This window comes from Aeromonas sp. 97A, assembly GCF_051919185.1.
GTDB lineage: Bacteria > Pseudomonadota > Gammaproteobacteria > Enterobacterales > Aeromonadaceae > Aeromonas > Aeromonas veronii.
Map to the genome: position 1 here is coordinate 2,663,222 of NZ_JBQBFF010000001.1, position 13,748 is coordinate 2,676,969.

Here is a 13,748-nt window from a genome sequence, read left to right on the forward strand (position 1 = left end):
GCGATAAAAAATTGCCCCTTTTCCAGATGGAGAAAGGGGCTCATTGATCAGCGTTTCAGGCTGCCCATCACATGCATTTCGCAGCGGTTACAGTCAAAACGCAGGCGGAAGGTGTCTTTACCCATCTTGAGCTCCAGCGGCTCGGCCTTGAGACCGGGCACCTCGTTCGGGCAGAGGTTCTGGCTGTAGCGGATGCAGTGCTTGGTGATCATCAGCACCACTTCCCGCTCCTCCTTGTTCGCCTCATAGGCGGGGGCGATGCGCTCAACCCCGTGCTCATGGAAGAACTTTTCGGCGGCACTGTTAAGCACATTGCCAAGGTAGGAGAGACGGTGCTGGGGATAGCTGATATCCCGCAGGGCGATGCGTCGCTCGGGGCGCAGGTAGTTAGCCACGCGCGTCGCCTCCAGCGCAGCGATGCCATCCCGGCGCAGCCCGTTGAGCTGTGATGCGGCGATGAATAGCGGGTAAGTGAATGCCAACTCAATCTTGCGCGCCACAAACAGGGTATTGCCGAGTTTGCCAAGCTGGTCGCGCGCCTGTTGCAGCGCCCGCTCCGGATTGTCGGCAAGCTGTTTGTCGCAAGACAGCGTCACCGCGGCACTGATACCCTGCTCATCGGTGAGCGTGAGACTCACGCCCTCATCGCACTCGGAGAGCTGCATATCGACCCGGATGCGGCGATCCGCGCTCGCCTTCTCCAACATCTTGCTGAACGCCTGATCGTGGTTGCGGTAGATTTCGGTGCCCACCTTCAACCCCGGCATGCGTTCTGACAGGAGTAACTGCTTACCTTCGACTTTGTTGAGGCGCATCCCCACCAGCTCGTTGTTCGGCTTGAAGAAGCCCAAACCGTCACCGTTGTTGAGGCTGACCTGCTTGCCGTCGATCTCGATGCCATCCTTGGTGACTCTGGTGACACGCCCGAGCGGTTCGCCCACATATTTCGGGCTCTTGGTGGAGTCGATCCCCTGCTGGCGGCCATGGAGGAAGTAGTCGGTGCTGCCGCGGTTGAAGCTCTTTTTGGGATCAGGCTCGAAACTGTAGCTGCAACGGCCCGCAGAGGCGGCCACCAGATCGGAGCGGCTGTCGAGAATGGCGTCGAGCTTCTGGCGATACCAGGCGGTAACGTTCTTGACGTAGTCGAGCCCCTTGAGTCGCCCTTCAATCTTGAAGGAGCGGATCCCCGCCTCGATCAAGGCCTCCAGGTTGTCGGTCTGATCCATATCCTTGAGTGACAGCAGGTGGCTGTCGGCCACCAGCACTTCGCCATCCGGCTTTTGCAGCGAGCAGGGCAGACGGCAGAGCTGGGCACACTCGCCACGGTTGGCGCTGCGGCCGGTACGGGCATGGCTGATGTTGCACTGGCCACTGTAGGAGACACAGAGCGCGCCGTGGATAAAGAACTCCAGCTGCACATTGGTCGCCGCGCTGATCTCGCGGATCTGAGCAAGAGACAGTTCGCGCGCCAGCACCACCTGAGAGAAACCCACATCCTGCAGAAACTTCACCTTCTCCGGCGTGCGGTTGTCGGTCTGGGTACTGGCATGGAGCGCGATGGGAGGCAAATCCAGCGCCAGCAGTCCCATATCCTGGACGATGAGCGCATCGGCACCGGCTTCGTAAATTTGGTGGGTCAGGCGCCGGGCCTGCTCCAGCTCGTGATCGTGCAGCAGGGTGTTGAAGGCGACAAAGACCTGGGCACCGAAGCGATGGGCGTGGCGCGCCAGCGCTTCGATATCTTCGATGGTGTTGCCCGCAGCGCTGCGGGCGCCAAAGGCAGGGCCGCCCATGTAGACGGCATCGGCGCCATGGTTGATGGCTTCGATGCCGTAGGCGAGGTTCTTGGCCGGAGCCAGCAGCTCCAACCGGTTGTTGTGGCTTAACGGGTGCTTGTTCTGGTGCATGGTCTCGGGATCAGGGCGGACAGCAAATGGGCGCTACTCTAGCCCATTCACCACCCACATGCCTTGATCCCGCTTAAGGTATCTGCGAAATACAGGATTACATAACCACCTTGAGTGCCAGCCCGAGCAGCACCAGCCCGCTCACCTTGTCGATGACAAAGGATTTGGCTTTAAGCCACGCCAGCACCGGCCCACGAGAGAGCACCAGCGCCACCAGCACGTACCAGACTGCATCGATCCCGCCAGCGGTGAGCATCATGATGCCCCTTTCGCTCCAACCGGTATCGGCCCGCACAAACTGGCTGAACAGAGCGATGAAGAAAACCGCCAGCTGGGGGTTAAGGAAGGCCACCATAAAACCTTCAAAGGCTCCCTGCCGACCGCGCAGTTGATGCACCTCTTCATTCCCTTCGTCACTGGCTGGTTTTGCCAGCAGGGCTTTCACCCCAAGCCAGGCAAGAAATGCGGCGCCGCCGTAGCGGATCAGATCAAACAGGATCGGGGTCTGGGTGATCAGGATGGAGAGGCCGAGCGCCGTGACCAGCGCATAGATACCAACCCCGAAGCCGTGGCCGAGCGCGGTTGCGACGCCATGCCCCTGCCCACCCTGCACCGTGTTGCGGATGATCAGCGCCAGACTCGGCCCCGGGCTGATGGCGCCCATCACGCAGATTGCGGCCAGTGCCAGCCAACTCGTCAGTTCCATGCTTTTCCTCTTTATATGCTCGATAGGATGCCTGCATTCAGGGTACGGGCTGAGCCGTTATGCCAGTAGTGAAAGTTATGAATAGAACCCATAACCCATGGCTATAACGCCACACAACTGACCGGGGCTAACCGCCGAGATCAAGCAGCTTGCGACTCTCGCCGACGGTATGTTGCAGGTGATCCCGCAGGAAGGGGTAGGCCAGCTCGCGAAACCAGCGGTGGGCCGGATCCTGATGGTGGCGCTGGTGCCACAGCAGATGATACTGCTGGTCGCGGGCCGCAAAGGGCAAGTCGACAAAGGTGAGCTCATGGCCGCAGGAGAGCTGCCAGGCGATATGAGCAGGGGTGGTCATCAGGCAATCGGTGCGCAGCAACACCTCCACTGCCGCCTGAAAGAAGGGAACTCTGGCAAACCAGTGCCGACTCAGTCCCTGCGGCGCCAATACCTGCTCCACCGGGCTGTCCTTGTCACCTCCCCCGCTCACCTGCAGGTGAGGCCAGGCGAGATAGTCATCGAGACTCAGCGCCTTGCCCGCCAACGGGTGATGACGTCCCATCAACACCGCCAGCCGATCTTCCCCCTGATGCAGACCGCGTATCTGCTCCGGTACCTGCTCGGTGATGGTAGAGACCTGATCGAGCTCGGACTGCCACAACTGCGGCAGCTGACGCTTGTCCCACAGGCTGTACTCCAGCGCCGCCAACGGCGCCTCTTTGGCGAGCGCGGCACAGATATCGGGCAGGATATGCTGGGCAACATAATCAGAAGACGCGAGTCGAAATACCCGCTCGCAGCGGCTCGGGTCAAATCCGGGCGCCTCGTAGAGCCGCTCCAGCGCACCGAGAGAATCCGCCAGCTGGGCGGCCAACAGTTCGGCCCGTGGCGTCAGCAACCAGCGTTGCCCCTCCCGTACCAGCAACTCGTCATCAAACTCGCTGCGCAACTGGGCAAGCTGCTTGCTGATGGAGGGCTGACTCAGGTGCAGCAGCTCGGCGGCGCGGCTGATATTGCGGGTCTCCAGCAGCACCTTGAGGGTCGGCAACAAGTTGAGATTGGCTCTGAGCAAGGAGATACCCTCATCGGTGGCGAAATGCCTATCTTAGGGCAGAGGAGTCCCGCGCTTTAAGCGAAATTTCCTGCCATGTTCGGCACATTGCAGCCCTTTGCGACCAGATGGCGCAGCCGCTCGCCCTGCACATAACCATGACCACAAGATGACAGTGGTTGTCTCGTACGGCATAATTGCACGATTTTCCGCCCGCGGGCGATCCACTTTGAGAAGCGGTAACAAGATGAAATACGCCAATATCACCGGCTGGGGCAAATGCCTGCCTCCCTCCGTGCTGACCAACGATGACCTCAGCACCATCATGGATACGTCAGACGAGTGGATCTATCCGCGCACCGGCATCAAGGCCCGCCGGATCTCCCATGTCAGTACCTCGGATCTCGCCACCCTGGCCGGTCGCCGCGCGCTGGCCTGCGCCGGTCTGGAAGCGAGCGATCTCGATGGCATCATCCTGGCCACCGCCACCCCGGACAACCTGCTGCCAAGTGCCGCCTCTGCGGTGCAGAAGAAGCTCGGTGCCGTCAATGCCGCCGTGTTTGATCTCAATGCTGCCTGCACCGGTTTCGTCTACTCCCTCTCCGTCGCGACCTCGCTGGTGCAGACCGGCATGATGAAGAAGGTGCTGGTGATTGGTGCCGAGCGCCTCACCTACCTGCTGGACTGGGCGCGCCGCGATACCGCCGTGCTGTTTGGCGATGGTGCCGGAGCCGTGGTAATCGAGGCGAGCGAGCAGGAGTGTGGCCTGATCGCCAACAAGCTCGGCTGTGACAGCGAAGCGCGGGAGATCCTGCACGTACCAAACTTCGGTACCGATCGGGTGCGTTTTGCCGATATCGATGGGCTGTTCACCTTCAACTTCGAAGGGCCGGAGATCTTCAAACGCGCCGTGCGCGGCATGGGTGAAGCCACCAGCACTGTGCTGGCGCAGGCCGGTATTGCGCCGGAGCAGGTCGACCTGATCGTGCCGCACCAGGCCAATATCCGCATCATCGAGACCCTCGCCAAACGGATGAATGCGCCGATGGAGAAGGTGATGGTCAACATCGAAAACTACGGCAACACCTCCGCAGCTACCGTGCCCATCGCCCTTTGCGAAGCGCTGGAGCAGGGCCGCGTCAAGCCGAACTCCTATCTGCTGACCGCCGCTTTCGGTGCCGGCCTGACCTGGGGGGCCGCCATCATCAAGTGGGGCGATCGCGTCACCCCTATCAAGGCGTGCGATGCCGAACTGCCCCCGTGTGACAAGAGCGCGCTGGAACTGATTGCCCACGCCGTGGAAGGTTGCCAGAAGGCTCACGCCAACGAGGCTTGATCCTCATCAGGAGCCTGAATCCTCAGGCTCCCTCTCTCCTTTTCATCCCCACCAAGCTCTGCCCCCCACTTCGCAAGCCGCTTGATACGGCAATCGCTGATACAAACAACTCCGATTTGCAGCCAATTAATTTTTTTCCGCTAACCTTATTGTGCCAACTATAAATAAAGAAAAGAGCGTCAAGGGGCACCATGACTGTTTCGGTCCTGCGCCTTTACCTCTTACCAAATAATTGCACAGGGATAAGCTACGTATGGCACAACACAAAAGTGGCGTGAACACACCGCTTTGGGAACCGGTTTGCTGGATTTGCTGCATCGGGCTTGCTCTGCTGAGCTGCCTGTTGCTGCAGCTCGCCGATGCGCTGTCACCTCTCTACCTGCTGCTCAATGTGCTGGTTGGTATTGCCGCCGCGCTCTGGACATCGAGTCACTTCCACCAGCACACACTCCGACATCGTGCAGGAGAGGAACAAACCGTCGCGACCGATCCTCTCGCCCACTCCATCATCGGGCTCGAACAGGTGTGCGAGAAGGCTCTACCTATCTGGTCCCAGCAAATTGAAAGCTCTCGTCAACAAACCGAAGCCGCGATGATTGACCTGACCCAACGCTTCAGCGGCTTGGCCAACAAGCTGGAGGAAGCAGTCAATGCTTCTCATCTGGCAGCAGGAGAACTGGGTGATGCCAATTCCCGTGGCATGGCAGGAGTCTTGAGCGAGAGCCAGCAGCAGCTCAATGAGGTAGTGGCCATCCTGCACTCCGCCCAAGCCAATCGGGATGCCATGCTGGGTGAGATAAAAAGCCTGACCACCTACACCATAGAGCTCAACACCATGGCCATGGATGTGGCCAAAATCGCCTCCCAGACCAACCTGCTGGCCCTCAACGCCGCCATTGAAGCGGCTCGCGCTGGGGAAGCAGGCCGTGGCTTTGCTGTGGTCGCGGATGAAGTGCGCAACCTCTCCCGCCTCTCTAGCGAAACCGCCCAGAAGATGACCGACAAGGTAGACACCATCAATACTGCTATCGGTCGCGCCTTCCAGATTGCCGAAAATGCTGCCGCACGGGATCACGCCTCAGCGCTCAATTCGGAGCAGACAATTGAACAGGTACTGGCCCGTTTTCGCCATGCCACTGACAGCCTGGCGGAATCCGCCTCCCTGCTGCAAAACGAGAGCACCGATATCCATCGCGAAATCTCCAGCGTCATTGTCTCGCTGCAATTTCAAGACAGAGTCAGCCAGATCCTCAGCCACGTCAGACAAAACATGGAGAGCCTCTCCAGCCACTTGGTGGCTTCCGAGCAGAGCAGCAATGCGACAGGGCCAATCCAGATCGATGCCAATCGCTGGCTGGCAGAGATGGAGCTCTCATACGCCACCGACGAACAGCGCAATATTCACCATGGTCGCACCACCCGTTCTGTCAACGCGCAACCAAGCAGCGCCGACATCACATTTTTCTAGGAGAGAGATATGGGCAAAACGATCCTGATCGTGGATGACTCGGCTACTATTCGCCAAGTCGTGGGCATGACCCTCAAGGGCGCCGGTTATGAGGTCATGGAAGCCTCTGACGGCAAAGATGCGCTCAACAAACTTGATGGCAAGAAGATCAACCTGATCATCAGTGACGTCAACATGCCGAACATGGATGGCATCACCTTCGTCAAAGAGGCCAAAAAGCTGGCCAACTACAAATTTACCCCTGTCATCATGCTGACCACCGAGTCTCAGGACAGCAAGAAGCAGGAGGGACAAGCCGCAGGAGCCAAAGCTTGGGTGGTCAAACCCTTCCAGCCCGAACAGATGCTGGCCGCAGTCGCCAAGCTCATCATGCCGTGATCCGGAGCGCATCATGCAACTACAGAGTGAGCTACTCGACAACAAGGTAGTGGTGACCATGCCGGACGAGATCACCATTTATACAGTCAGCGAGCTGAAAGATGCTCTCTCACCCTTATTACATCAGGGGAACGAACTGGAGCTGAATCTGGCGGCGGTATCCGAGATAGACAGCGCCGGGCTGCAATTGCTGCTGGCAGCGAAGAAAACCGCTCTGCAGCAAGGCTCCTCCCTGGCGCTGGTCTGGCACAGCCATGTTGTGCTTGAACTGCTGGAGCTCTGCCAGCTCTCGGCCTTTTTTGGCGACCCCACCCTCATCACCCATGGCGAACGGCCCTGAGCTACCATGACAAGGAGTCACCGTGAGCATCGATCTTGATCAGGCTTTACAAACCTATATCGCCGAGGCACGCGAGTTGCTTGAAGAGATGGAGTCAGCCCTTCTATCACTGGAATCTGACCCTGACAATAGCGAGCTGATTGGTGCCATCTTCCGTGCTGCTCATACCATCAAGGGGTCGGCTGGCCTGTTTGGTCTGCAACCAATCGTCGGGTTTACCCATATCGTCGAGGATCTGCTCGACCAGATCCGCAATCAGCAGCTCACCGTCACCTCTCCTCTGATCAAGGATCTGCTGGAGAGCTGCGACCACATCCAGACACTCATCAGTGTCGTTGCAGAACAGGGCAGCACGTTAAGCGATGGCGATGCCAACCAGGATGAACGGCTGAGGCTCACCCTCACCCGTCATCAGTGCGTCCCCCATGCCACGCTGCCAGATACTGTACATACGCCGGAACCCAAGATCGAAAAAGAGGGAGGGATTACCAGCTCCGCCTCCCTGTGGCATATCTCCCTGCGTTTTGGTCCCGATGTGCTGCGCAATGGCATGGATCCGGCCGCATTTCTGCGCTATCTCGGCACTCTCGGAACCATATGCTCGGTGGAGACCATCCATCAGGCGCTACCGGATTGGGAACAGTTCGATCCGGAGAATTGCTACCTCGGCTACGAGATAGACTTCGACTCGCAGGCAGATAAGGCAGCCATCAGCGATGTCTTTGAATTTGTCAGAGATGACTGTCAGATCACCATCTTGCCGCCCCACAGCAAGATCGCCCAGTTCATCAACCTGATCGAGTCGCTACCGGAAGATAGCACCATGCTGGGCCAGTTGTTGGTCAACACCGGCGCCCTCACCGCAGAGGAGTTAGCAAGCGGTCTGCAGGCACAACAAGCGACCCCGGCAGAACAAGCGCCCAAACTCGGAGAAATCCTGATTGCGCAGGGTGCCGTCAACGAAGCCGTCGTCGATGCTGCCCTGAAAAAACAGAACCAGACCAAGGAGAGCAAGAGCAAAGAGGGCCGTTACGTCAGGGTGCATGCCGACAAGCTGGATGATCTAATCAATCTGGTCGGGGAGCTGGTAGTCGCCAGTTCAGGAGCCAATCTGCTGGCCCAACGTACCCGCGAAAGCCAACTGCAGGAAGCCACCTCAGTCATTGCCATGCTGGTGGAAGAGATCCGCGACAGTGCACTGCGCCTGCGCATGGTGCCTATCGGCGATACCTTCAACCGCTTCCAGCGGGTGGTGCGCGATGTCAGTCAGGAGCTGAACAAGGATATCACTCTGGTGATCTCCGGAGCCGAGACTGAACTGGACAAATCGGTGGTAGAGAAGATCGGCGATCCGCTGATGCATCTGGTCAGAAACTCGATGGATCACGGCATCGAATCGGCAGAGCAACGGCTGCTGGCAGGCAAATCCCCCCGTGGCACCCTGAATCTTAATGCCTATCACGACTCCAACAGTATCGTCATCGAAATTCGGGATGACGGAGCTGGTCTCAACAAAGCCAGGATCCAGCAAAAAGCCATCGAGCGCGGTCTGATCAGCCCAACCACCACGCTGACAGATCAGGAGATATACAACCTGATCTTCGAGCCGGGGTTCTCTACCGCCGAGGCGATAACCAACCTCTCCGGTCGCGGGGTTGGCATGGATGTCGTCAAACGCAACATCACTGCCCTGCGCGGCACGGTCGATCTGGACAGCATCCCGGGAAAAGGAACCCGTGTGCAGATCCGCCTGCCGCTCACCCTTGCCATAATCGACGGCTTCCTGGTACGAGTCTGCGACACCCACTACGTCATTCCCCTCGATATGGTGATCGAGTGCGTTGAATTGACCCAGAGTGCACTGTCCGATACCCAGGGTCGCAATTACATCAATTTGCGTGGCGAGGTGCTGCCCTTTATCCGCCTGCAACACTACTTCGATACCAATGGCAGCAAAGGGAGGCGCGAGAACATTGTCGTGGTCAGCCATGCAGGCAAAAAATCCGGGCTGGTAGTGGATGAACTGCTGGGAGAATTCCAGACCGTCATCAAACCGTTGGGGAAATTGTTCCAGCGCCTGCAGGGCATTAGTGGTTCAACCATTCTGGGGGGGGGAGAGGTCGCCCTGATCCTCGACATTCCTTCGCTGATCCAGCACGCAATCACTCAGGAATCCTGTCAGCTCAACAGGTTGACAGTGTCGCGCAACCTGCCTCAATCCAGCATCAACTGAGGGGACCATCATGTTAAAAAATTCCACCATCAAATTGCGTCTTATCGTACTGCTCTGCATGCTCTGCCTGCTGCTGCTGGCTGTTGGCAGCCTCGGGTTATACAACATGCAGAGCAGCAATACCGGGTTGCAGCGCGTTTACAACGACAGGGTGGTTCCCCTCAAGCAGCTGAAGACTATCTCCGACAGCTATGCCGTCTCGATCATCGACAACCTCAACAAGGCCAATGCGGGGCTGATCCCGGCAGAAGAGGCTTTGAAGCAGATACAACAGGCCCAGCAGACAATCAAAAACGAGTGGCATCACTACCAGTCCACCACTCTCACACCAGATGAACAGCGTTTGTCAGCCGAGGCGACAACCCTGTTCAACGCGGCCGATACCGATATTGGCAAGCTGGAGAAATACCTCGCCACCCAGCACGGCATGATTACTGGCATGCTGAACAACTTTGACGGTGCCCTCTATGGCTCCATCGACCCGATAGGCAACAAAATCACCGAGCTGGTCAACCTGCAGCTCAATGTGGCCAAGTCGGAATATACCGCAGCGCAATCTTGGTATGACGTGATGCTGATAACCATGGCGGTGGTTATCGCGGTCGGCATCGCACTCGCAGCCTGGTTTGGCACCCTGCTAATCAAAAGCATCATCACCCCCATCGAACAGGCTCTGCGCGTGGCCAATAGTCTGGCCGATGGCAATCTAGATGTATCGATCCAGATAGAGTCCAACGATGAAGCGGGTCAGCTCTTGATGGCGATGGATAACATGGTCAAGAAACTGGGGGCCTTGATCACGGATATCGAAACGCTGGTCACCGCCGCTGTCGAACAGGGCGACTTCAGCCACAAGATTGCGCTGGAGGATCGTCAAGGATATATCAAGCGGGTATCCGAGCTGCTGAATCGCCTCTCCCATGTGACAGATACCAGCCTGGAAGATGTGATGCGCATCGCCACCGCACTCTCCAAGGGTGATCTGACCCAACGGATCGATGAGCCCTACCCAGGTATTTTCGGCCAGACCAAAGACGGCCTCAACCGGACCATCACTGCGCTGACCAATATCATCGAAGAGGTACGCAACGCCGCCGACAACCTGACCAATGCCTCCAATCAGGTGAGCAACACGGCGCAGGCATTGAGCCAAGCCACCAGCGAGCAAGCGGCCAGCGTTGAAGAGACCAGCGCCTCTATCGAGCAGATGAGCGCCAGCATCAATCAGAACACCGAGAACGCCAAGATCACCGACAGCATGGCCAGCAACTCGGTGTTGGAGGCCACCGAAGGGGGCCAATCCGTTCAACAGACGGTGACCGCCATGCAGCAAATCGCCAAGAAAGTCAGCATCATCGACGACATTGCCTACCAGACCAACCTGCTTGCCCTCAACGCCGCCATCGAGGCTGCTCGCGCCGGAGAGCATGGCAAAGGCTTCGCGGTGGTTGCTGCCGAGGTGAGAAAACTGGCAGAACGCAGCCAGATCGCTGCGCAGGAGATTGGCGAGCTCTCCTCCGACAGCGTCAGCAAGGCAGAGCGGGCTGGCAACCTGCTGGAGAGGATCGTCCCCTCCATTCGCAAAACCTCTGATCTGGTACAAGAGATCAATGCCGCCTCAGGTGAACAGGCCAGCGCAGCCAACCAGATTAGTCTGGCCATGAACCAGCTTAATCAAGTGACACAGCAGAATGCGGCCAGTAGCGAGGAGCTGGCGGCCACGGCCGAAGAGATGAGCTCGCAAGCCAGCGAACTGCAGCAAACCATGGCCTTTTTTGCTCTGGAGAAAAGTGCGCAGCTCAACACTAGGCCCAATGAAACCGGCCACAAGGGCATGCCTCCCAGAGGCAGTTTCATCGCCCCCCCACAACGGGCCAGCCAGCCCAATCAACCATTATCCCATTCCATTGATGACGCGGATTTTGTCCGTTTTTAACCGGAGGCGACCATGCATACATCCACCGATATCACGGTGCCATCAGCGGCCGCTAACGAGAACAGTGGCGATGCCCAGTACCTGACATTTCTGATCAACAACGAGATGTTCGCCATCAATATTCTGGGGGTCAAAGAGATCATCGAATACGGCAATATCACTCCGGTTCCGATGATGCCGGGTTTTATTCGTGGCGTAATCAACCTCAGAGGAGCGGTTGTGTCGGTCGTAGACTTGAATGCCCGCTTTGGCAATGCACCTTCGGTCATCACTCGCCGCAGTTGCATCGTCATTATTGAGGGGATGGCCCCGCAGGGCGATGAACCTGTAGGTCAGGATATTGGCGTTGTGGTGGATTCCGTATCGGAAGTACTGGGTATCCCACAAGCAGATATCGAGCCCCCACCCAGTTTTGGTGCCCGCATCCGGGCCGAGTTCATCAGCGGCATGGGCAAGGTCAACGGCAAATTCGTCATCCTCATCGATACCGGGAAAGTGTTGTCACTCGATGAGATGGCTCAACTCAACGAACTGGCCCAGCCACAGGCAAGGTTGCCACAAGGCAACCTGCAACCCTCCTGAACAGGCCTCCATACTCCACGACATGCAGCATAAGGAAACGCTCATGACCCAATCACTCTTAGGAAAACTCTTCGGAGACAATGCCACCGAAGTGAGGCAGCGGACCCTGTTACTCGACGCAATCGGCCAACTGCAACACGCAGTCCTGGCAGAGCAGGTTCCAGCACCACTCGATCTTTCCGGTATGGATAGCCCCTTGCGTGAAGTAGGACATGCCATCAACGAGGTGGTCACCTTGCTCAGTGACAAGCTGGAACAGAGCCGCAACGACATTAAAAAGAACCAGGTATTGCTCCATGAGAACCAGCTGGTTCGCAAAGCCCTCGACTGCGCCAGCACCAACGTGATGATTGCCGATACCAACCTCGACATTATCTATATGAACGAGGCTGTGACCGGCATGCTCAATCAGGCTGAGACCGACATCAAGAAAGAGCTCTACAGCTTCAACGCCAATCAGCTGATGGGCGCCAACATCGACAGCTTTCATAAAAATCCCGGCCATCAGCGCGCCATGCTGGCCAAACTCAACAGCACCTACCGCACCCAGATACAGCTGGGGGGGCGCACCTTCTCCCTGATCGCCAATCCGGTCTTCAACGATACCGGAGAACGGTTGGGCTCCGTGGTCGAATGGGCCGACAGAACCAAGGAGGTGATGATAGAGAAAGAGATGTCCGACATTGTGCAGGCCGTGATTAATGGCGAGCTGCACCGCAGGATGGAACTTGCTGGCAAGAGCGGCTTCTTTCAGGCGATGGGAGAAGGGATCAACCAGATTGCCGAAGTGATCGACAGCACACTCAACGATGTCATCCGGGTCGTGCAATGTCTGGCAAAAGGTGACCTGACCCAACAGATTGAGGCGGACTATCCCGGCGTGTTTGGCACCACCAAGGATGCGCTCAACAAGACCATCGCATCGCTCACCAACATCGTCACCGAAGTGCGCGGCGCCTCTGACAACCTCTCCAGTGCCGCCGAGCAGGTAAGCGCGACCGCCCAGTCGATCAGCCAATCCAGCAGTGAACAGGCCTCCAGCATGGAGGAGACCAGCGCCTCCATCGAACAGATGAGCGCCAGCATCAACCAGAATACCGACAATGCCCAGGTCACCGATGGCATGGCCAGCAAGGCAGCCAAAGAGGCCGTAGAGGGAGGAGAAGCGGTCAAACTGACTGTGGATGCCATGAAGCAGATCGCCAGACGGATTGGCATCATCGATGACATCGCCTACCAGACCAATCTATTGGCTCTCAACGCAGCTATCGAAGCGGCGCGGGCAGGCGATCACGGCAAAGGCTTTGCCGTAGTGGCGGCGGAGGTGCGCAAACTGGCCGAACGCAGCCAGGTTGCAGCACAGGAGATTGGCGAGCTGGCCTCCAGCAGTGTCGAGATGGCGGAAAAAGCAGGTCGTTTGTTGGATCAGATGGTTCCTTCAATCAACAAGACCTCGGATCTGGTGCAGGAGATCAGTGCCGCTTCGGTTGAGCAATCCACCGGTGTCAGCCAGATCAACCAGGCCATGAACCAGCTGAGTCAGGTTACCCAGCAAAATGCCTCTTGCAGCGAAGAGCTGGCTGCCACAGCAGAAGAGATGAGCAGCCAGGCTGAACAGCTGCAACTGGCCATGGAGTTCTTTACCCTGGAGGCCCACGCCAAAGAAGGTAAAGCAGCCACCTCGCATCTTCACCCCAATACCCGAGGTCGCTTCATGAACGAGAGCACTGCCAACAGTCGGGAACGAGCCGCCACCGTCCAACGCCCCATCGGCGATGGCGATTTTGTCCGGTTCTAGCCACGGGAGAGGCGTT

Annotated in this window: 11 protein-coding genes; 8 read left to right on the forward strand and 3 right to left on the reverse strand. The window is 57.8% G+C overall.

Annotated features, from left to right (window positions below; translation table 11 throughout):
- Positions 1-47: 47 nt before the first annotated feature.
- The 3 genes from ACTG27_RS11855 to ACTG27_RS11865 form a co-directional block, all read right to left on the reverse strand.
- Positions 48-1,907 carry a peptidase U32 family protein gene (locus ACTG27_RS11855; RefSeq protein WP_439979718.1) on the reverse strand — a complete coding sequence of 620 codons (1,860 nt, stop codon included), beginning with the start codon at positions 1,905-1,907 and terminating at the stop codon, positions 48-50.
- Positions 1,908-2,004: 97 nt separating this feature from the next.
- Complete coding sequence (locus ACTG27_RS11860; RefSeq protein WP_439979719.1) at positions 2,005-2,613, reverse strand: LysE family translocator; 609 nt, start codon at positions 2,611-2,613, stop codon at positions 2,005-2,007.
- A 127-nt stretch (positions 2,614-2,740) separates the two neighbouring features.
- Complete coding sequence (locus tag ACTG27_RS11865) at positions 2,741-3,682, reverse strand: LysR family transcriptional regulator (protein ID WP_439979720.1); 942 nt, start codon at positions 3,680-3,682, stop codon at positions 2,741-2,743.
- A gap of 226 nt (positions 3,683-3,908) precedes the next feature.
- Between ACTG27_RS11865 and ACTG27_RS11870 the strand changes: the two genes are divergently transcribed.
- From ACTG27_RS11870 to ACTG27_RS11905, 8 genes are all read left to right on the forward strand, one after another.
- The gene (locus ACTG27_RS11870; RefSeq protein ID WP_021230362.1) at positions 3,909-4,997 is read left to right on the forward strand and encodes a ketoacyl-ACP synthase III; all 1,089 of its coding nucleotides are present in this window, start codon (positions 3,909-3,911) and stop codon (positions 4,995-4,997) included.
- A gap of 253 nt (positions 4,998-5,250) precedes the next feature.
- Complete coding sequence (locus tag ACTG27_RS11875) at positions 5,251-6,465, forward strand: methyl-accepting chemotaxis protein (RefSeq protein ID WP_021230363.1); 1,215 nt, start codon at positions 5,251-5,253, stop codon at positions 6,463-6,465.
- A gap of 9 nt (positions 6,466-6,474) precedes the next feature.
- Complete coding sequence (locus ACTG27_RS11880) at positions 6,475-6,843, forward strand: response regulator (RefSeq protein WP_005338778.1); 369 nt, start codon at positions 6,475-6,477, stop codon at positions 6,841-6,843.
- A 13-nt stretch (positions 6,844-6,856) separates the two neighbouring features.
- Positions 6,857-7,183: an STAS domain-containing protein gene (locus ACTG27_RS11885; RefSeq protein ID WP_005358513.1), complete on the forward strand. Its 327-nt coding sequence runs from the start codon at positions 6,857-6,859 to the stop codon at positions 7,181-7,183.
- A gap of 22 nt (positions 7,184-7,205) precedes the next feature.
- Positions 7,206-9,416 (forward strand): chemotaxis protein CheA, encoded by a 2,211-nt coding sequence (locus ACTG27_RS11890; protein WP_110303371.1) that lies wholly within the window; start codon positions 7,206-7,208, stop codon positions 9,414-9,416.
- Positions 9,417-9,426: 10 nt separating this feature from the next.
- The gene (locus ACTG27_RS11895) at positions 9,427-11,352 is read left to right on the forward strand and encodes a HAMP domain-containing methyl-accepting chemotaxis protein (RefSeq protein ID WP_439979721.1); all 1,926 of its coding nucleotides are present in this window, start codon (positions 9,427-9,429) and stop codon (positions 11,350-11,352) included.
- A 12-nt stretch (positions 11,353-11,364) separates the two neighbouring features.
- Positions 11,365-11,934: a chemotaxis protein CheW gene (locus ACTG27_RS11900; protein ID WP_439979722.1), complete on the forward strand. Its 570-nt coding sequence runs from the start codon at positions 11,365-11,367 to the stop codon at positions 11,932-11,934.
- A gap of 43 nt (positions 11,935-11,977) precedes the next feature.
- Positions 11,978-13,732 carry a methyl-accepting chemotaxis protein gene (locus ACTG27_RS11905; protein WP_439979723.1) on the forward strand — a complete coding sequence of 585 codons (1,755 nt, stop codon included), beginning with the start codon at positions 11,978-11,980 and terminating at the stop codon, positions 13,730-13,732.
- Positions 13,733-13,748: the final 16 nt, after the last annotated feature.

Bases quoted from the DNA above. Each gene is read 5' to 3' on its own strand.
- ACTG27_RS11855 (WP_439979718.1), bottom strand. From the start codon at position 1,907: ATGCACCAGAACAAGCACCCGTTAAGCCACAACAACCGGTTGGAGCTG.
- ACTG27_RS11860 (WP_439979719.1), bottom strand. From the start codon at position 2,613: ATGGAACTGACGAGTTGGCTGGCACTGGCCGCAATCTGCGTGATGGGC.
- ACTG27_RS11870 (WP_021230362.1), top strand. From the start codon at position 3,909: ATGAAATACGCCAATATCACCGGCTGGGGCAAATGCCTGCCTCCCTCC.
- ACTG27_RS11875 (WP_021230363.1), top strand. From the start codon at position 5,251: ATGGCACAACACAAAAGTGGCGTGAACACACCGCTTTGGGAACCGGTT.
- ACTG27_RS11880 (WP_005338778.1), top strand. From the start codon at position 6,475: ATGGGCAAAACGATCCTGATCGTGGATGACTCGGCTACTATTCGCCAA.
- ACTG27_RS11885 (WP_005358513.1), top strand. From the start codon at position 6,857: ATGCAACTACAGAGTGAGCTACTCGACAACAAGGTAGTGGTGACCATG.
- ACTG27_RS11895 (WP_439979721.1), top strand. From the start codon at position 9,427: ATGTTAAAAAATTCCACCATCAAATTGCGTCTTATCGTACTGCTCTGC.
- ACTG27_RS11900 (WP_439979722.1), top strand. From the start codon at position 11,365: ATGCATACATCCACCGATATCACGGTGCCATCAGCGGCCGCTAACGAG.
- ACTG27_RS11905 (WP_439979723.1), top strand. From the start codon at position 11,978: ATGACCCAATCACTCTTAGGAAAACTCTTCGGAGACAATGCCACCGAA.